Source organism: Brevibacillus sp. FW301-21C12A, from assembly GCF_058788915.1.
On record NZ_JBYTBG010000002.1, the window covers coordinates 186,206 to 202,921 of the forward strand.

18 protein-coding genes and 1 pseudogene are annotated in these 16,716 nt (G+C 54.2%); all 19 read left to right on the forward strand.

Going from position 1 to position 16,716, the window contains the following annotated elements:
- Positions 1–41 precede the first annotated feature (41 nt).
- The 19 genes and pseudogenes from tnpA to AC3WQH_RS02555 all read left to right on the forward strand — a co-directional run bounded on the left by tnpA (position 42) and on the right by AC3WQH_RS02555 (position 16,668).
- Positions 42–440, forward strand: coding sequence for an IS200/IS605 family transposase (gene tnpA, locus AC3WQH_RS02465; protein ID WP_025843694.1), 399 nt, complete (start codon positions 42–44; stop codon positions 438–440).
- 4 nt (positions 441–444) lie between these two features.
- Positions 445–1,120, forward strand: a pseudogene (locus tag AC3WQH_RS02470) (transposase).
- Between the two features lie 191 nt (positions 1,121–1,311).
- A complete protein-coding gene (locus tag AC3WQH_RS02475; protein ID WP_005827149.1) occupies positions 1,312–2,055 on the forward strand; it encodes a thermonuclease family protein in 744 nt (247 codons plus the stop codon).
- Positions 2,056–2,287: 232 nt separating this feature from the next.
- Positions 2,288–3,268 carry a response regulator gene (locus AC3WQH_RS02480; RefSeq protein WP_051353899.1) on the forward strand — a complete coding sequence of 327 codons (981 nt, stop codon included), beginning with the start codon at positions 2,288–2,290 and terminating at the stop codon, positions 3,266–3,268.
- Positions 3,211–3,678, forward strand: a complete 468-nt coding sequence (locus tag AC3WQH_RS02485) for an EAL domain-containing protein (protein ID WP_290426086.1) — start codon at positions 3,211–3,213, stop codon at positions 3,676–3,678. The genes AC3WQH_RS02480 and AC3WQH_RS02485 overlap by 58 nt, the downstream gene beginning before the upstream one ends.
- Before the next feature lie 161 nt (positions 3,679–3,839).
- A complete protein-coding gene (locus AC3WQH_RS02490; RefSeq protein WP_283859125.1) occupies positions 3,840–4,418 on the forward strand; it encodes a glycerol-3-phosphate responsive antiterminator in 579 nt (192 codons plus the stop codon).
- A gap of 150 nt (positions 4,419–4,568) precedes the next feature.
- Positions 4,569–5,831 carry a PTS galactitol transporter subunit IIC gene (locus AC3WQH_RS02495; protein ID WP_005827156.1) on the forward strand — a complete coding sequence of 421 codons (1,263 nt, stop codon included), beginning with the start codon at positions 4,569–4,571 and terminating at the stop codon, positions 5,829–5,831.
- Positions 5,832–5,852: 21 nt separating this feature from the next.
- Positions 5,853–7,367 carry an FGGY-family carbohydrate kinase gene (locus AC3WQH_RS02500; RefSeq protein WP_026557047.1) on the forward strand — a complete coding sequence of 505 codons (1,515 nt, stop codon included), beginning with the start codon at positions 5,853–5,855 and terminating at the stop codon, positions 7,365–7,367.
- Between the two features lie 14 nt (positions 7,368–7,381).
- Entirely contained in the window at positions 7,382–8,140 is a 759-nt protein-coding gene (locus AC3WQH_RS02505; RefSeq protein WP_007785242.1) for an SDR family NAD(P)-dependent oxidoreductase, read from the forward strand.
- A 29-nt stretch (positions 8,141–8,169) separates the two neighbouring features.
- Positions 8,170–9,024, forward strand: a complete 855-nt coding sequence (locus tag AC3WQH_RS02510) for a class II fructose-bisphosphate aldolase (RefSeq protein WP_007785244.1) — start codon at positions 8,170–8,172, stop codon at positions 9,022–9,024.
- Between the two features lie 20 nt (positions 9,025–9,044).
- Positions 9,045–10,085: a 2-hydroxyacid dehydrogenase gene (locus AC3WQH_RS02515; RefSeq protein WP_007785246.1), complete on the forward strand. Its 1,041-nt coding sequence runs from the start codon at positions 9,045–9,047 to the stop codon at positions 10,083–10,085.
- Positions 10,086–10,242: 157 nt separating this feature from the next.
- Complete coding sequence (locus AC3WQH_RS02520; RefSeq protein ID WP_173595748.1) at positions 10,243–10,827, forward strand: TetR/AcrR family transcriptional regulator; 585 nt, start codon at positions 10,243–10,245, stop codon at positions 10,825–10,827.
- Positions 10,828–10,860: 33 nt separating this feature from the next.
- On the forward strand, positions 10,861–12,177 hold the full coding sequence (locus AC3WQH_RS02525) for a cytosine permease (RefSeq protein ID WP_492331891.1): 1,317 nt from the start codon (positions 10,861–10,863) through the stop codon (positions 12,175–12,177).
- 31 nt (positions 12,178–12,208) lie between these two features.
- Positions 12,209–13,306, forward strand: a complete 1,098-nt coding sequence (locus AC3WQH_RS02530; RefSeq protein ID WP_007785255.1) for an S-methyl thiohydantoin desulfurase family protein — start codon at positions 12,209–12,211, stop codon at positions 13,304–13,306.
- On the forward strand, positions 13,303–14,856 hold the full coding sequence (locus AC3WQH_RS02535) for a hydantoinase/oxoprolinase N-terminal domain-containing protein (protein WP_007785257.1): 1,554 nt from the start codon (positions 13,303–13,305) through the stop codon (positions 14,854–14,856). The genes AC3WQH_RS02530 and AC3WQH_RS02535 overlap by 4 nt, the downstream gene beginning before the upstream one ends.
- 150 nt (positions 14,857–15,006) lie before the next feature.
- Positions 15,007–15,249, forward strand: coding sequence for a spore coat associated protein CotJA (locus tag AC3WQH_RS02540; RefSeq protein ID WP_007785259.1), 243 nt, complete (start codon positions 15,007–15,009; stop codon positions 15,247–15,249).
- Complete coding sequence (locus AC3WQH_RS02545; protein ID WP_007785261.1) at positions 15,239–15,505, forward strand: spore coat protein CotJB; 267 nt, start codon at positions 15,239–15,241, stop codon at positions 15,503–15,505. The genes AC3WQH_RS02540 and AC3WQH_RS02545 overlap by 11 nt, the downstream gene beginning before the upstream one ends.
- Positions 15,506–15,525: 20 nt before the next feature.
- Positions 15,526–16,095, forward strand: a complete 570-nt coding sequence (locus tag AC3WQH_RS02550) for a manganese catalase family protein (RefSeq protein WP_005827166.1) — start codon at positions 15,526–15,528, stop codon at positions 16,093–16,095.
- A 225-nt stretch (positions 16,096–16,320) separates the two neighbouring features.
- Positions 16,321–16,668, forward strand: a complete 348-nt coding sequence (locus AC3WQH_RS02555; RefSeq protein WP_007785263.1) for a hypothetical protein — start codon at positions 16,321–16,323, stop codon at positions 16,666–16,668.
- Positions 16,669–16,716 lie beyond the last annotated feature (48 nt).

The window sequence follows — 16,716 nt, forward strand, 5'->3', positions numbered from 1 at the left end:
TCATCGTTGAAGTTTGTTTTTTATACTGATACAATGACCCTATGGGACAAGAATATAGACGTACAGCTACCACAGTATCTCTCATCCACTATCATTTTGTTTTCTGCCCTCGTTATCGAAGAAAAGTATTAGTGAACCAGGTGGAAATTCGATTCAAGGAACTACTTGAAAAAATATGTCAAGAGAATGACTGGCATATAGTAGCCATGGAAGTGATGCCAGATCATGTCTATCTGCTCCTGAACTGTCTTCCCACCGATTCTCCATCAGACATCATGGCAAAAGTGAAAGGAGTGACCTCTCGAATCATAAGGCAGGAGTTCAAGCATCTTGCTCATTTGCCGAGTCTGTGGACACGCTCTTTTTTCGTAAGTACAGCAGGAAACGTATCAAGCGAAACCGTAAAGCGTTATGTGGAAGAACAAAAGAAAAGGGGGTGAACACATGCAAGCTTTAACGGTTACGGTTCGCCTATCTCCTGATCACCAGATCTTCTTCGTCATTTAGGAAAGGAATATATTCGTGTAGTCAATCAGCTAACGGAACAAGCTGAACAACTTGGTACGTTTCCAAAGACAACGACGAAAAATGTAGAAACCATTCTACCATCAGCCGTCTGTAATCAAGCCATACGTGATGCCAAGAGTGTATACCGAAAAATCAAGAAGTTGGGTACTCGCCCCATTCTGAAAAAACCTGTCTATTTCGTCAACAATCAAAACTACACGGTATCCGAAAATACAGTTGCTTTCCCGATCGTGGTAGATGGAAAGACGAAGAAAACAGCGTTTGATGCTAGGATGACGAGCCGAGATCGGGAACGGTTACGCAAAGGAAAATGTGGGTTGATGCGTATCATGGAAAAGTCAGGGAAATGGTACGCTCAAATTTCGGTAGGCTTCAGCAATTCATCTCCTGCAAAGCAAATCTTGTTGGGATACAAGTTGTGGAAGTGAATCCAGCCTATACTTCTCAACTCTTTCCTGTCTGTGGGGAGAAGAACAAAGCGAGAGACAGAAAGTACGAATGTTCATGCGGATTCAACACGCATCGTGATCGGGTTGGAGCCATCAATATCATGCGTCAACCTGTGGCAGATGGTAACAGTCTGTCAGCCTAAGATGCTAGACGCACTGTCTTAGGACGGGCTGATGAGACAGCCCTGAACTTGGGGGAACTACGGATAGCAGAAATGCACTTCCGACTACCACCCAAGAATCCCACTGGTACCAAAGGTGTCAGCTTGCCCTTTTAGGAGTGGGAATCTCAATAATCTGAGAATCAATGCAACAAAGAAGAGGAGAAGAATCAATGAAACGAATCGTACTGTACTTGTTCGCTCTGGCGCTTCTCTTGGCCGCCTGTTCCGCTTCGGGACAGCCCGAGGCAAACGGGGAGATGACCGCTACGGTCAAACGGGTGGTGGACGGCGACACGTTTGAGCTGGCGAGCGGGGAAAAGGTGAGAATGATTGGAGTCGACACGCCGGAGACGGTCAAGCCTAACCATCCGGTCGAGCCATATGGCAAGGAAGCCAGCAACTACACCAAAGAGCTTTTGACAGGGAAAAAAGTGACGCTCAAGTTTGACGTGGAGCCGTACGACAAATATCAGCGGCTGCTCGCTTATGTGTATATGGAAGACGGGACGTTCGTCAATGAAAAGCTGGTGCGGGACGGCTACGCGCGCATCATGACGATTCCGCCGAATGTCGCCAAGGCCGATGTGTTTCTGGCAGCGGAGCGCGAGGCGCGGGAAGCCAATCGCGGGCTGTGGGGCCTAGATCCTGACGGCAAGGACGCGGGCAAAAAGCCAGCGGACAAAAAATCAGCAGACAAAGAAACGGGCAAGTCCGCCGCGAAGCCTGGCAAACCAACGGACAGTGACCGCGATACGCCGCCAGAAGGCAAAGCGATCAAAGGCAACATCAACGCCAAGGGCGAAAAAATTTATCACGTCCCCGGCTCCGCCAGCTACGAGCAGACGAAGGCCGAGATGTGGTTCGCAACAGAAGAAGAGGCGCAAGCTGCCGGGTTTCGCGCTCCCAAACGCTAGGCGGGTTTGCTGTCTGCGAGGGGCTGCCGGAGCGAGCGGATGTCCCCGACCATCCAGCAAGGCGCCCGAAGAGAGGCAAGAGCAGTTCGCCGACATACCGCATGAGCGGGGCGCTGGATGAAGCGCATTTCTGATTCGTTTGCCGACAGGGAAGGTGGGGAATTTTTATGAACGTGATTATTGTGGATGACGAGCCGCTTGCTCTTCGCCATATGGCCGGATGCTCGCGCGCGTGGGCGGTCTGAACATTCAGGGGCAGTACCGGGAGCCGCGGATGGCTCTGGATAAAATCGTCCAAGCACCCCCGCAGGCCGTGTTTCTCGACATCCAGATGCCTGAGCGAAACGGAATCGAATTGGCCGAACGAATCTTGCAGGAGCATCCGGATACCGCGATCATCTTCGTCACCGCCTACGATGAATACGCGATCAAGGCATTCGAGCTGAACGCCTTGGACTATTTGTTAAAGCCGATTCAGTACGACCGCCTGCAAAAAACGATCGAGCGGCTTTTCAAAAGCCGGCCGCCTCAGCCAGCGAGCGTCCTGCAGGCTGGGACTGGCTTCCTTCGCTGTTTTCGCTCCTTGCAAATGGAGCAGGCTGGAAGAGAGCCGGTGACGATTCGCTGGAAAACGGTCAAGGGGCAGGAAGTATTCGCCTTTTTGCTGCATCACCGGGGAACGGTTGTCAAAAAGCAGGTGCTGCTCGACCAGCTCTGGCCGGACATCGACTGGAAGAAAGGCATTACGCAGCTCTATACGACCGTGTACCCAATCAGAAAAACATTGAATGAAGAAGGACTGGCGATCCAGATTGTAAATTGTGATGAAGGATATTTGTTGGAGATGAACGGAACGAGGCTGGACGTGTCTGAATGGGAAGCAGCGCTCGACGGGGCGCCGGAGCTGACTGGCGAAACCGTGGACGGGCATTTGCGGCTGTCGCAGCAATACAGGGGAGACTATTTGGCGGACCACCATTACCGATGGGCGGAAACAGAACGAAGCCGGCTTCGCGGAAAATTTTTGCAGCATGCCCATCGCCTCGCCCGGTGCCGAAGTACTATATCCATCGGCATATTGCCCAGATCGGCTTGCACATTCCAAAAGAAGAGCGGGAGAAAACAAAAAAGCTGTTTTACGAGGCTTCCGGCGACTTGCCGAACAGCTTTGAAACGCGTTGGCTGCATCCGGACGGGAGAAGCATCGAGCTGAGCGTCATGAAGGTTCCCGTCGACATCGCGGGAGAATTGATGGGGACGCACATCATCATCAAAGACATCACGGAAGAAATTGTCCGCTCGTTCATTACCGATATTTCGCAAAGCCAAAACGACCGGGCAATCGTGTCCACGATCATCGCCATGGCGCAAAACCTCAAGCTCGACGTCATTGCGGAAGGGATCGAGACGAAAGACCAACTGGACATTTTGACGGAAAATGACTGCAAAAAAATCCAGGGCTACTACTTCGCCTGCCCCCTGTCAGCGGGCGATGTGGAGGAATGTTTTTCATGCCTTCGCGCCTTCTGGACAGCCGCAAGTAGCTGGGCTGGCAGACGGTTTCTTTTCAGCGGCAAAAACTTCGACGAGGGCGTTTGCCGTGCGCTTTGGGCCAACCTGTGATTTCGGGTTGGCCTCGATTTTTACGGGGCGAAGGTTGTGGGCAGAAAAGTGGGAAGATTTTTATTACAGACGGTTGACAAACCAAAAATTCTGTTATTAAATAATGGCGAAAGCGCTTTAATTAACAATCAACAACGAAATGTCAAAAGAGGGCCTCCCAGATGGCGAATGCATTTTTTTCTAATCACGTCACAATTCCTTCTGTCAGGGACCTGCGCCATTTTCAGTTTGCATTGCAGAGTGAGGCGCCCATCATCCTGCTCTCGGATGTCCATATCGGCAATCTGAAGAGCTTGACGCAAAAGTGCCACGAAGCGCGGAAAAAAGTGATTGTGCACGTAGACTTGATCGGCGGGTTGAACAAAGACCAAATCGGCATCAAGCTGCTCAAAGATTTGTTTCAGGTGGACGGACTCATCTCCCCGAATGCCAAGATCGTCAATCGGGCAAAAGATGTCGGCCTGATCGGGATTCATCGCTTCTTTTTGCTCGACTCGCGCTCGCTGGAAAACGGCTTGAAGGGTCTTGAAATGAGCGAACTCGATGCGATCGAGATTCTTCCCGGCCCGTTCGCCAAACCGTTTCTCAACCAGTTTCGGGCGGTCAAAAATGTGCCGATTCTCGCGGGCGGTTTTATCGATTCGGTGGAAGTGATCCACGAGCTGTTCGACGCCGGGATTAACGGCGTGACGACGAGCAAGCGGGATTTGTGGAATACAACGTACAACAAAATACAGTAACGGGTTATGTGTAGATGCGAAACCCTACAGAGAGTTAGTGCGAAAAGGCGCTAGCTCTGTGTAGGGTTTTTTGTTTGCGAAAAAGGAGGTGGTGCACCCGACGAGTGCTGCTTGTGCAAGCCAAAAAACAAATGGGGGAGGCAAACGTAAATGGCGGTTATTCAATTTTTGATTCAGCTTGGTCCAGCAGTCATGATGCCGATTATTTTCTTTATTCTGGCGATGATCTTTCGGGTGAGAGTCGGGCAAGGCTTCAAAGCATCCATGCTGGTAGGCATCGGGTTTGTCGGGATCAACCTCGTCATCGGCCTGTTGCTCGGAACGCTCGGACCGGCAGCAGAAGCGATGGTCAGCCGTTTTGGCCTGTCGCTGACGGTCGTAGACCCGGGCTGGCCGGTCGGAGCGACGATTGGCTGGGGGACGCCGATTGTTCCGTTTGTTGTGTTTAGTGCCGTAATTTTGAATATTTTGCTGCTTATGTTTAAATGGACGAAAACGGTCAACATCGACATTTTCAACTACTGGCACTTCATGCTGACCGGGGGCGTCGTCTACGCGGCGACCAACAGTGTCGTGGTCGGAACGATTGCGGCGCTGATCCACTTTTTGATTGCCATCGTGATCGCAGACGTCACCGCCCCGCGAATCCAAAAGGAATTTGATCTGAAAGGCGTCTCGTTCGCGCATGCCACTTCGGCCATTTACGTGCCGATCGGGATGGCAGTGAACTGGATCATCGAAAAAATTCCGGGCCTGCGGACGATCAAAGCCGATCCGGAAGAAATCACCAAAAAATACGGAGTGATGGGCGAGCCGCTCACCTTGGGGACGATTCTCGGCGTTCTGCTCGGGATATTGGCGGGCTTCGGGATTGCCGAAATTTTGACGCTCGGTGTAAAAGTGGCGGCGGTCATGGTGCTGCTGCCTGCGATGATTAACGTGCTGGTGGAAGGGTTGGAAATCGTGCGCAAAGCAGCGGAGGCGTTTTTGAAACAGCGGTTCCCGGACCGGGAGTTTTACATTGGTCTGGACACGGCCTTGCTGATCGGAAACCCTGCCGTGCTCGCCACTGGCTTGCTGCTGATCCCGGGTGCTTTGATCCTCGCCATCCTGCTTCCGGGCAACAAGGTGCTGCCGTTCGTGGACTTGGCGTCGCTCGTGTTTTTGATTCCGATGGCGGCTCCGTATTTGCAAAAAAACCTCGTCCGCCTGTTTATTTCGGGGCTGGTCATGGTCGCGCTCGTCCTCTATGCCGGAACGAGCATCGCCCCGCTGTACACGACCGCGGCCAATCTGGTGAACGTCTCGCTGCCGGAAGGAGTCAGCGCCACGACAGAACTGGCTAACCTGGTCGGCGGAGCAACGACGCCGCTTGGTTGGCTGCTCATCAAGCTGGCCTCAATTTTTGCATGAAACCGTTAAGGGGGAGAGAACGTGGCACAATTTTTGATTGGCATTGACAATGGGGGAACGGTCACGAAAGCAGCGGTGTACACCATCGACGGTCGGGAGGTAGCTGTCTCCAGCCGGAAAACGGCCATGCTGATGCCGCAGCCCGGACATACCGAGCGAGACATGGAGGAGCTGTGGAAAGCCAATGTGGCCGTAATTTCAGATGTGCTCAGGCAATCGGGCATTGATCCGCACGACGTGGCGGGATTGGCAGTGACCGGACACGGAAACGGACTGTACCTCGTCGACGGCGAAGGGCAGGCGGTCGGAAACGGAATCGTCTCGACGGATACGCGCGCCAAGCATCTGGTCGAGCAGTGGTACGCGGACGGAACGGCGGAGCGCGTCCTGCCGAAGACGATGCAATCGATTTGGGCTGGTCAGCCGGTCGCGTTGCTGCGTTGGCTGCAGGAGCATCGAGGCGAGCTGCTCGAAAAAGCGCGCTGGATTCTGATGTGCAAAGACTTTATCCGCTATCGGCTGACGGGGGAAGCGTACGCCGAAGTGACCGATCTTTCCGGCACGAACCTGTTCAACATTAAAGAAGTCGCTTACGACCGCGAACTGCTTGCCGATTTTGGCTTGCAAGGAATCTTCGACAAGCTGCCCCCGGTGAAATACTCCGCCGACATTTGCGGCTATGTGACGGAGCAGGCGGCGCGGGAAACGGGGCTTGCCGTGGGCACACCGGTGGCTGGAGGACTGTTCGACATCGACGCCTCCGCGATTGCCTCGGGCGTGACGGACGAAGACAAACTGTGCGTCGTCGCGGGGACGTGGAGCATCAACGAGTACATCACGAAGGAGCCAGTGGTGGACAAAGACTTGTTCATGACCTCCATCTACTGCATCCCCGGCTATTGGCTGACGCTGGAGGGTAGTCCGACCTCGGCGAGCAACCTGGAGTGGTTCACCAACGAGTTTTTCAGCCAGGAGCACGACGCGGCCGCCAAGCAGGGCATCAGCGTGTATGAGCTTTGCAACCAGATGGTCGCAGGCACGAAGCCCGAGGATTCGCATATCGTCTTCTTCCCGTTTTTGTTCGGCTCCAATGTGGATGCCAACGCCAAGGCGTGCTTTATCGGCCTGAACGGTTGGCATACGAAAGCGCATATGGTCAGAGCCTTGTACGAAGGAGTCGTTTTCGGCCATCGCCAGCACATCGACAAGCTGCTCGTTCACCGCTCCCGGCCAAAAGCTGTGCGTCTCGCTGGCGGGGCCACGAGGTCGGAGGAATGGATGCAGATGTTCGCAGACATTTTGCAGTTGCCCGTCGAGGTGGTGGAAGGAACAGAGCAAGGCACGCTCGGGGCCTCCATCTGCGCCGGGGTCGCGACGAAGCATTTCGCGTCGTTTTCCGAAGCGGCGCAGTCGATGGTGAAAATCAGCAAGACGTACACGCCAAACGAACAGCATCAGGCCATTTACGAGCAGAAGTACCAAGCGTATTTGGAAGTGCTGGAAGCGTTGCAGCCACTGTGGAAAAAACTTTCGTGAAGGATGGAGCAGACATGGATTTTGGCATCAAAGGAAAAAGCGCGATTATTACCGGAGCCTCAAGGGGCGTAGGCCGGGCGATTGCCTTGGCGTTGGCGGAAGAGGGCGCAAAAGTCATCATCAATTACAACCGCAGCGCAGACAGTGCAAATGAAGTAGTCGAACTGATCCGGGAACAAGGCGGCGAGTGCATCGCCATCCAGGCCGATCTCGGCCAAAAGGCAGACTGCGACCGACTGATGACTGAAGCGACCGCCGCATTTGGCAGCGTGGATATTTTGATCAACAATGCAGGCGTATGGCCGAAAAACTGGGTGACCGACATTTCCCTGGAAGAATGGAATCACACGATGGATGTCAATTTGACGTCGGTGTTTCTCACCTGCCAAAGCTTCGTCAATCATTTGCTCGCTGAAAACCGCCGAGGAAAAATTTTGAATGTGACTTCGCAGGCTGCTTTCCACGGCTCGACGACAGGTCATGCGCACTACGCCGCCAGCAAAGCAGGAGTGGTTGCGTTCACGATTTCGCTTGCCCGCGAGGTGGCGAAGCAAGGAATCAATGTCAATGCGCTCGCGCTCGGCATTGTGGAGACGGATATGATCAAGGCCGATCTGGAACAGAAAAAAGACTACTACGTCAGCCGGATTCCGCTGGGACGGGTGGCCAAACCGGAAGAAATCGCGGATATCGCCGCTTTCCTCGTCTCCGAGAAAGCGAACTACATCACCGGAGCCACGATGGACGCCACTGGCGGCATGTTGATGAGATAGAAGCACGAGAGAGGATAGGAGGAAGCAAGATGTTGACCACACTGCGTGAAGTAGCAAACGATGCACGAAAAAATCAATACGCCGTTCCGGCTTTTGACTGCGTAGGCGATATTATGGTGCGTACCATTCTCGATACGGCGGAGCGGCTGCAATCGCCCGTCATCCTGATGTGCCTGGAGCACAACCTGCGAGAGCCGAAAGGGTTCGTCTACCTGGCGGAATACATCAAGGCAGTCGCCCCTTTTTACAACATCCCGATCGTTTTGCACCTGGATCACGCGATGGACGTCGATCTCGTCCAGGAAGCGATCCGCTACGGCTTTACTTCGGTGATGATCGATGGGTCGAGTCTGCCGTTTGCCGACAATGTCGCGCTGACCAGGCAAGTGACAGACTTGGCTCGCCCGCACGGAATCAGTGTAGAGGCTGAGCTGGGACATGTGGGCGGAAACGAGCTGGGCGGCGCGTACGGCACAGAGTCGAAACTGACAGAGCCGTATCAGGTGGCTGAGTTTGTCGAGCGAACAGGTGTCGATGCCTTGGCTGTCTCCATCGGGACGGCGCACGGTGTCTACACGGCAGAGCCGAACCTGAACGTGGAAAGAATGCAGGAAATCAACCAAGCAAGCCCGGTTCCGCTCGTCCTGCACGGCGGTTCGGGAACGCCGGATGCCCAAGTGCAAGCAGTGGTCAAACACGGGATCAGCAAAGTAAACTTGTACGCCGATTGCCGGATTGCGATGGCAAAAGGCGTGAAGCGGGCTGCCGCTGAAATGACCAGAATCGACCCGTTGCCGGAAGAGATGTTCCTTCCGATCAAGCAGGAGCTGGAGCAAACGGTAGAACACAAAATTCGCATGCTAGGTTCTCTGGGCAGAGCGTAAGAGATATAGGAGTGAGAGAGATGAAAGTTTTGGCGATTGCCGATCGGTTTATTCCTTCCCGCGAGATGGGAGAAGGACTGCAAGAGTTGGAAAAGCTCGGTTTTCAGGTAGAGGTGCGGGAATGGCAGCACAACTCGCTGGAAGAATTGCAAAAAGACAATCTGGCGGTGGAGCTGCACGGGCCGGAAGCGGTGACCATGCCAGACAGCGTCTTTGCCGGAATCGAGCAATATGACGTGCTTGTCGTTCAATTTGCCCCCGTCTCTGCGAAAGTGATCGCGGCGGCAAGCAAGCTGAAAGTCATCGGAATTTTGCGCGGCGGCACCGAGAACGTCGCGATTGAGGCTGCCAAAGAGCGCGGCGTTAGCGTCCTGAATACGCCAGGCCGAAATGCCCGCGCCGTAGCGGAGTTTACGCTTGGCCTGATTCTTTCCGAGGTGCGCAACATCGCCCGTTCCCACGCTGCGCTCAAGCAAGCGGAATGGCGAAAGTCTTTTCCGAACAGCGAAGCGATTCCCGAGCTGTTTGCAAAAAAAGTCGGCCTGATCGGATACGGCAATGTCGGTCAGTTGATCGCCGGATTTCTCACCGCCATGGGCTGCGAGATTCTCGTGTACGATGAGTACATCGAGCAAGTGCCGGCTCCGTATCGCAAAGTGGCGCTCGACGAACTGTTGCAGCAAGCCGATATCGTTTCCTTGCATTTGCGGCTGACAGAAAAGACTCAGCATTTTATCGGGGAGCACGAGCTTGCGCAAATGAAGCCGAACGCAGTTCTGATCAATACGGCGCGCTCCGGGCTGATTGATGAAAAAGCATTGGTGGCATACCTGCAAGCAGGCCGGATTGCCGGAGCCGCTTTGGACGTGTTTGACAATGAGCCGCTGGCAGCGGATGATCCGTTGTTGCATCTCGACAATGTGACCATTACACCGCACATGGCGGGCAGTACGCGCGATGCCTTCACGAACAGTCCGAAACAGATGGCGGGCTACTTGGCCAACATCGTCCGCAAAGAGCGGAACGTCCCTGTTGTAAACGAAGTATTACCTCAACTGTAACAAGCTTCCAAAAGCCTTTGCTCATCGGTTTCGCCGCGAGCAAAGGCTTTGTTTTTTCACCGAGAAAAAGGATTGACTTGTCAGACGATTCGCTATAAGATTTACTTAATTAACGATCATTAAGTAAAAGTGTCACACAAACAAAAGGGGGGTATCCATGACGACGAGAGACAAAATCAAGGCAGTTGCCCTGACCCAGTTTGCCAAGGGCGGGTATGAAGGGACGCCGCTGTCGGCCATTACAAAAGAAGTCGGGGTGACAACTCCGGCCGTGTACGCGTTTTTTGGCAGCAAGGAAGACTTGTTTTTATCGATTTTCGAAGATGTTTTGTCCAACCATTACCACTCGGTCAAAAGCGCGATTGAACAAGCGCAGGACGGCACCGTGGAAGAGCGGCTGTACCAGATTTTGCGCGGCGCCTTTACGTATCACGTCAGCCAGGAAGAAGAGACGATTTTTTACAAACGCGCGATGATGTTTCCGCCTGCGTCGCTTGAGGACAAGCTGAAAGAACGCTTCGGCGCGACAGAGGAGATGCTGACGCAGGAAATCCGCGCTTTGCTTGCGGAAGGAATCGCGGCGGGCGCAATCGCAGACCGTCCGCTTGACGATCTGTTGGACGGCTTTTTGTGCCTGATGGATGGACTGTTTTTGCAATTGCTCTACTATGACGAGTCGAAGTTTGAGCACAAGCTGCAAAACATCTGGAAGCTGTTCTGGAGTGGAATCGCCGGATCATAAAAAGACAGATACCGAACCTGGGGGTTAGATGACATGGAAGAGGCGAACAACAAGAAAAACGACTACGAACGCGAGCCGGTCCCACTCGCCTTGCGAAAAGGGTGGGTTCCGCTCAGCCTCGTCTGGATCGCCATCGGCATTGATATCTCATCAATGCTGCTCGGCGCGCAGCTTGGCTCTGGAATGAATTTTTGGGACGCCATCTGGGCGGTTATGCTCGGCTCCTTGCTTTTGGGGATCATGGGGGCCGTATGTGCTTACATGGGCGCAGCCACTGGCTTGTCGACTGCGATGATTACCCGCTACGCCTTCGGGGAGTACGGGGCGCGCCTGATTTCCGCCATCATCGGCATTTCCTTGCTGGGCTGGTTTGGCGTACAGGCCGGATTTTTTGCCCAAAATGCCCAGACAGCGCTTTCTTCCGTTTTGGGCATTGAAATGGACCAGGCAGTTCTCTCGGTCATTGGCGGACTGCTCATGATGTCTACCGCCATATACGGCTATCGAGCATTGGAAAAGCTCAGCTCCTGGGCTGTTCCGCTAATGGTCATCTTAATTGTTACTTCTATTGTTTTGACTATTCAAAATCATCCGTTTTCGCAAATGGCGCAGACTGGGTTGTCCGGAGAGCCGCTGTCCTTCGGGATGGCTGTCTCGCTCGTAATCGGCATCTTCGTCGTCGGGACGATTATCACGCCTGACGTTGCCAGATGGGCGCGGACGCGAAAAGATGCGATGCTCGCCTCGTTCGTCGGTTTTTTTGTCGGCAACAGCTTCATGATCGGCGTGGCGATCATTTTGTCGAAAGCGATGGGCACGAGCGACCTGACGACGATCTTTTTGGCGCTCGGGTTGGGCATCCCCGCGATTTTGGTCATCACGCTCGCGCAGTGGACGACGAATACGAGCAACCTGTATTCCTCATCGCTCGGCTTTTCCGTCGTCTTCAGCAAAACGCCCAAGGTATGGATTACGCTGATTGCCGGCCTGTTTGCCACGGCTCTTGCCTACATGGGCATTTACGATCGGTTTATTACGTTCCTGTCGTTCATCACGATGCTGATTGCGCCCGTCGGGGGAATTTGCATCGCCGAATATTACTTCGTCAACCGTGCGGCTTTTGCTTTTGACAAAGCGCATCGCATGTTGATTGCCCGCTCGCTGGTGTCGTGGCTGCTCGCTTCGTTCATCGCTTACTGCACAACGGCGGCTCCCGATGGCTTGGGGTTGTTTCATTTGACGACGGTTCCGGCGCTCGACGGCTTTTTGTGCGGCGTGTTGTTCCAGGTTGCTTTTGGAGTAGCCAGCCGCAGGAAGCAACAAGCCGAGGAAGCAGCCACAAAAGGATAATGCACACGTACACGCAGAAAGGAAGATACGCATGAGATACATTGACGCACAAGCGATCGAGGACATTGCAGCAGGCGCAGCCGTTTTGGGAACAGGAGGGGGCGGCGATCCGTACATCGGCAAAATGATGGCGTTGCAGGCGATTGAAAAGTACGGCCCGATTCCGCTCATGACGGTAGATGAGCTGGACGACGACGCGCTCGTCGTGCCTTCCAGCATGATCGGGGCACCTACGGTCATGGTGGAGAAAATTCCGGCGGAAGGCATGGTGACGCAAGCCCTCGAATTTATCGAGCAAGCGTTGGGGAAAAAGGTGGCGGTAACGATGCCGATTGAGGTCGGCGGGGTCAACTCGATCATTCCGCTGGTCGTTGCGGCGGAAAAAGGCATCCCCGTCCTCGATGCAGATGCGATGGGCAGAGCTTTTCCGGAGGCGCAAATGGTCACCTTTTACCTGGACGGACTGGCTCCGGCTCCAACCGCGATGACAGATGAGCGCGGCAACGGGATCGTGATGTATCCGGTAGACGGCGTCATGTCGGAGAGGTTCGCGCGCAGCGTGACCATCCAGATGGGCGGCTCTGCGGCGATGTGCGACTATCCGCTGTCGGGCAAACAGGTGAAACAAAGCGCCATTCCAGGCACGCTGACCTTGGCGCAGGAGATCGGCGCCCTGTTGCGCACCGCGCGCAGCCAGGAGACGAGCCCGGTGCGTATGCTTCTGGACAAGCTTGGCGGATTTGAATTGTTTGCGGGCAAAACCGTCGACATTAGCCGCCGGACAGACAGCGGCTTTACAAAAGGCCAGGCGACTTTTGACGGGATCGACCACGATCGCGGACGCCAAATGATTCTCGGCTTTCAAAACGAGCACCTCGTCGCGCTGGAAAACGGTCAACCGCTTGCGACCACGCCTGACTTGCTCGCTGTCCTGGACAAAGAGACAGGCATGCCGATCACGACAGAAGGCTTGAAATACGGCGCGCGCGTCTCGATTGTGGCATTCCCGTGCCATGCCAAATGGCGGACGGCCAAAGGCATCGAGACAGTGGGGCCGCGCTACTTCGGGTACGATTTTGACTATGTGCCTGTGGAACAACTGGTTGCAAAGAGAGGGGAAAAGGCATGAGCTACCGGATTGGAATTGACGTAGGCGGGACGAATACAGACGCGGTGCTGCTGGATGAACAGCTGCAAGTCGTCCACGAGGTGAAATCGCCGACCACAGCAGATGTCAGCTCGGGTATTTACGAAGCGCTGCGCCGCGTTGTGGCCGAAAGCGGAGTCAATCCGCAGCATGTTCGGTACGCCATGCTCGGAACGACGCATTGCACCAATGCGATTGTAGAACGCAAGCGCTTAAACCGCGTGGGCACCATCCGCATCGGAAAGCCAGCCACGACAGCCGTTCGGCCGATGATGGGCTGGCCGGAAGACTTGCGGGCCGCCGTAGGCGAGAACTGGCATATGGTGTCTGGCGGATACGAATACGACGGTCGGACAATCGTTCCTTTGGACGAGGAAGAAATCCGCAGCGCCTGCCGCTCGATGAAAGGCGACGTGGAGACGATTGCGATTTCCGGCGTCTTTTCTCCGGCCAATGCGGATCAGGAAAAGCGGGTGGCGCACATCGTCCGCGAAGAGCTGGGCGAATCTATCTCGATCTCCGTGTCGCATGAGATCGGCAGCATCGGCCTGTTGGAACGGGAAAATGCGACGATCTTGAACGCAGCCCTCATCCAGACGGCAAAAATGGTGGCAGAAGGTTTCCGCGAGGCGCTCGGCAAAAACGGGATTGAACATGCGGGAATCTTTTTCGGACAAAATGACGGGACATTGATGTCGCTCGTGTATGCGATTCGCTACCCGATTTTGACGATCGCTTGCGGTCCGACGAACTCGATCCGCGGCGCGGCTCATCTGTCCGGGCGAAAAGACGGGCTGGTCGTCGATGTCGGCGGAACTACGACGGATATCGGCGTTCTGATCAACGGTTTCCCACGTCAGTCTTCGCTTGCCGTCGACATCGGGGGGATTCGTACCAATTTCCGCATGCCGGACATTCTCTCCGTCGCAATCGGAGGCGGCACGATTGTTCGCCGATCCGGCGAGGAAATCAAGCTTGGTCCGGACAGCGTAGGCTACCAGTTGCGCAATCGGGCATTGATCGTCGGCGGGGATACGATGACCGCGACAGATGTAGCAGTCGTCATGGGCCGCTTGGACTGGCCGGGGGCGAAAGTAGCAGGCATCGACCGGGCTTTTTGCCAGCAGGTAGACGCTCAATTGGTCGCAGCCGTGGAGGATGCGATTGATCGGATGAAGACGAGCCCGACTCCGGTCCCTGTCATTCTCGTCGGCGGCGGCAGCGTCTTGCTGCCTGATCAGATGAAAGGCGTCTCGGAAGTGATCAGGCCGAAACATTTTGGCGCAGCGAATGCGATCGGAGCGGCGCTCGGTCAAGTCAGCGGGCAAATCGAAAAAATATACGCGCTGGACGAGCAGACGAGAGAAGCAGCACTGGCGGATGCAAAAGCCGGAGCGATTCGCGAGGCAATTGCCGCAGGAGCTGATCCGCAGTCATTGGAAATCGTTCATATGGAAGACATCCCGTTGGCGTATTTGCCGGGGAATGCCTTGTTGATTCGCGTAAAAGCGGCAGGGCTTTTGCAGGCATGACCACAAAGCTGATCGCATGACGAGCAAAAACAGGAGCTGACAACAGGCTCCTGTTTTTTTGCATTCCGGGACATTTATCACGCCTTCTGGGTAGGTGGCATATCGTATTCATGACAAACCGGAAAAATCACATGGAGGAGGGCATCCTGCTTGTACCCGCAAACACGTAACTGGTTTCCCTACGTAAGTCCATACGATCCTTGCCCGCCGATTCGGGTGAAAACATACTCGGTGCCGCCACAATTGTTTATCACATTCCAGCCCCCTGATTTGCCCCAAAATTCTCCAGCCGAAGCTTTGCGCACGGGTGTATTGTGGCCGTCTCTGTACAGCCCGTACGACCCGAGGATGGATCACTTAGGAAGAGGGGGAGGGGGTTCCCATGGCACCTGAACAACGAGGAAAAGAATACTACGCTCTGTTGCAAAGGCTGCAAGAGATCGATTTCGTCCTGGTCGAGCTGAATCTGTATCTCGATACGCATCCTACCGATATGAACGCGATAGAGCAGTTCAACCAGCTCACGGAAAAGCGCTGGGCGCTGGCGAATGAGTATGAAAAGTTGTACGGCCCCTTGCAAGGGTTCGGACGCAGCTATTCCGGATATCCGTGGCAGTGGAATGACGAGCCTTGGCCATGGCAAGTGTAGAAATGAGGGGAAAATAACCGATGTGGATTTATGAGAAAAAGCTGCAATATCCGGTTCGCGTCAGCAAGTGCGACGTGAAAATGGCAAAATATTTGACCGAGCAGTACGGCGGGGCAGACGGAGAGCTGGCAGCAGCGCTGCGCTACATGAACCAGCGCTACACGATCCCGAACAAAGTAATCGGTCTCTTGACAGACATTGCCACGGAAGAGTTTGCCCACCTGGAAATGATTGCGACGATGGTGTATAAGCTGACCAAAGACGCGACTGTCGAGCAGTTGGAAGAAGCCGGGCTTGGCGCCCATTACGCCAACCACGACAGAGCGCTGTTTTACAACAATGCGGCAGGCGTGCCGTGGACGGCAACCTACATCGCGGCCAAGGGCGATCCGATCGCCGACCTGTATGAAGATATCGCCGCAGAGGAAAAAGCGCGGGCCACGTACCAATGGCTGATCGACATGACAGACGATGTGGATTTGCAGGACAGTCTGAAATTTTTGCGCGAAAGAGAAATCGTCCACTCCTTGCGCTTCCGTGAAGCCGTGGAGATTTTGAAGGAAGAACAAGGCCGCAAGACGATTTTTTAAGCAAACAGCCAGCGGGAAGACGACTAAGAACGCAAAAGAGAGCGAAAAGCTCTCTTTTTTTGTTAAACATCCACGATAACGGGCAAGGTCAACATCGCATCTTTCCTTTTCACGAAGGGGAAAGTGATTATGTACCGGATCAAGCCAATTTTGGAGAATAAACATCGACCAGGGAAAACATGATAAGTTTGTCCATAAACAAAAGCAGTGGAATGGAGGCTTCCAATGAATCCCTTTGCAAACAATAATCAAATCGCACAACAATTGGCCAAATGCGAGCAGCTCATTGCGCAACTGATCCAGCAGACACAACAAGCATCAGCCCAGTATCAACAGCTTTTGCAGCAAGAACAAAAAAATGCAATGGCGCTCGAACAAATTGCGCAAAGAGAGCATCAAGCGGCACATATGATTCAGACAGCACTTCAAGGACATGACATCGCCATTCAACAAATGCAGCAAATCGCCAACATTTGCAGGCAGGCGGGTTTGTCTGTCCATCAATCCGTCTCAAATGTCCCGCTGTCTTTGCAGCAACAAACACAAGGATACGGAAGCCAGCCGCAACATTAATCGCTGCGGTCAATCCCCTCAAGAGCACCGGGTTCAGAGCGCGGCGAA

Bases quoted from the DNA above. Each gene is read 5' to 3' on its own strand.
- AC3WQH_RS02505 (WP_007785242.1), top strand. From the start codon at position 7,382: ATGGATTTTGGCATCAAAGGAAAAAGCGCGATTATTACCGGAGCCTCA.
- AC3WQH_RS02495 (WP_005827156.1), top strand. From the start codon at position 4,569: ATGGCGGTTATTCAATTTTTGATTCAGCTTGGTCCAGCAGTCATGATG.
- AC3WQH_RS02535 (WP_007785257.1), top strand. From the start codon at position 13,303: ATGAGCTACCGGATTGGAATTGACGTAGGCGGGACGAATACAGACGCG.
- AC3WQH_RS02555 (WP_007785263.1), top strand. From the start codon at position 16,321: ATGAATCCCTTTGCAAACAATAATCAAATCGCACAACAATTGGCCAAA.
- AC3WQH_RS02525 (WP_492331891.1), top strand. From the start codon at position 10,861: ATGGAAGAGGCGAACAACAAGAAAAACGACTACGAACGCGAGCCGGTC.
- AC3WQH_RS02510 (WP_007785244.1), top strand. From the start codon at position 8,170: ATGTTGACCACACTGCGTGAAGTAGCAAACGATGCACGAAAAAATCAA.
- AC3WQH_RS02550 (WP_005827166.1), top strand. From the start codon at position 15,526: ATGTGGATTTATGAGAAAAAGCTGCAATATCCGGTTCGCGTCAGCAAG.
- AC3WQH_RS02490 (WP_283859125.1), top strand. From the start codon at position 3,840: ATGGCGAATGCATTTTTTTCTAATCACGTCACAATTCCTTCTGTCAGG.
- AC3WQH_RS02515 (WP_007785246.1), top strand. From the start codon at position 9,045: ATGAAAGTTTTGGCGATTGCCGATCGGTTTATTCCTTCCCGCGAGATG.
- AC3WQH_RS02545 (WP_007785261.1), top strand. From the start codon at position 15,239: ATGGCACCTGAACAACGAGGAAAAGAATACTACGCTCTGTTGCAAAGG.
- AC3WQH_RS02520 (WP_173595748.1), top strand. From the start codon at position 10,243: ATGACGACGAGAGACAAAATCAAGGCAGTTGCCCTGACCCAGTTTGCC.
- tnpA (WP_025843694.1), top strand. From the start codon at position 42: ATGGGACAAGAATATAGACGTACAGCTACCACAGTATCTCTCATCCAC.
- AC3WQH_RS02530 (WP_007785255.1), top strand. From the start codon at position 12,209: ATGAGATACATTGACGCACAAGCGATCGAGGACATTGCAGCAGGCGCA.
- AC3WQH_RS02475 (WP_005827149.1), top strand. From the start codon at position 1,312: ATGAAACGAATCGTACTGTACTTGTTCGCTCTGGCGCTTCTCTTGGCC.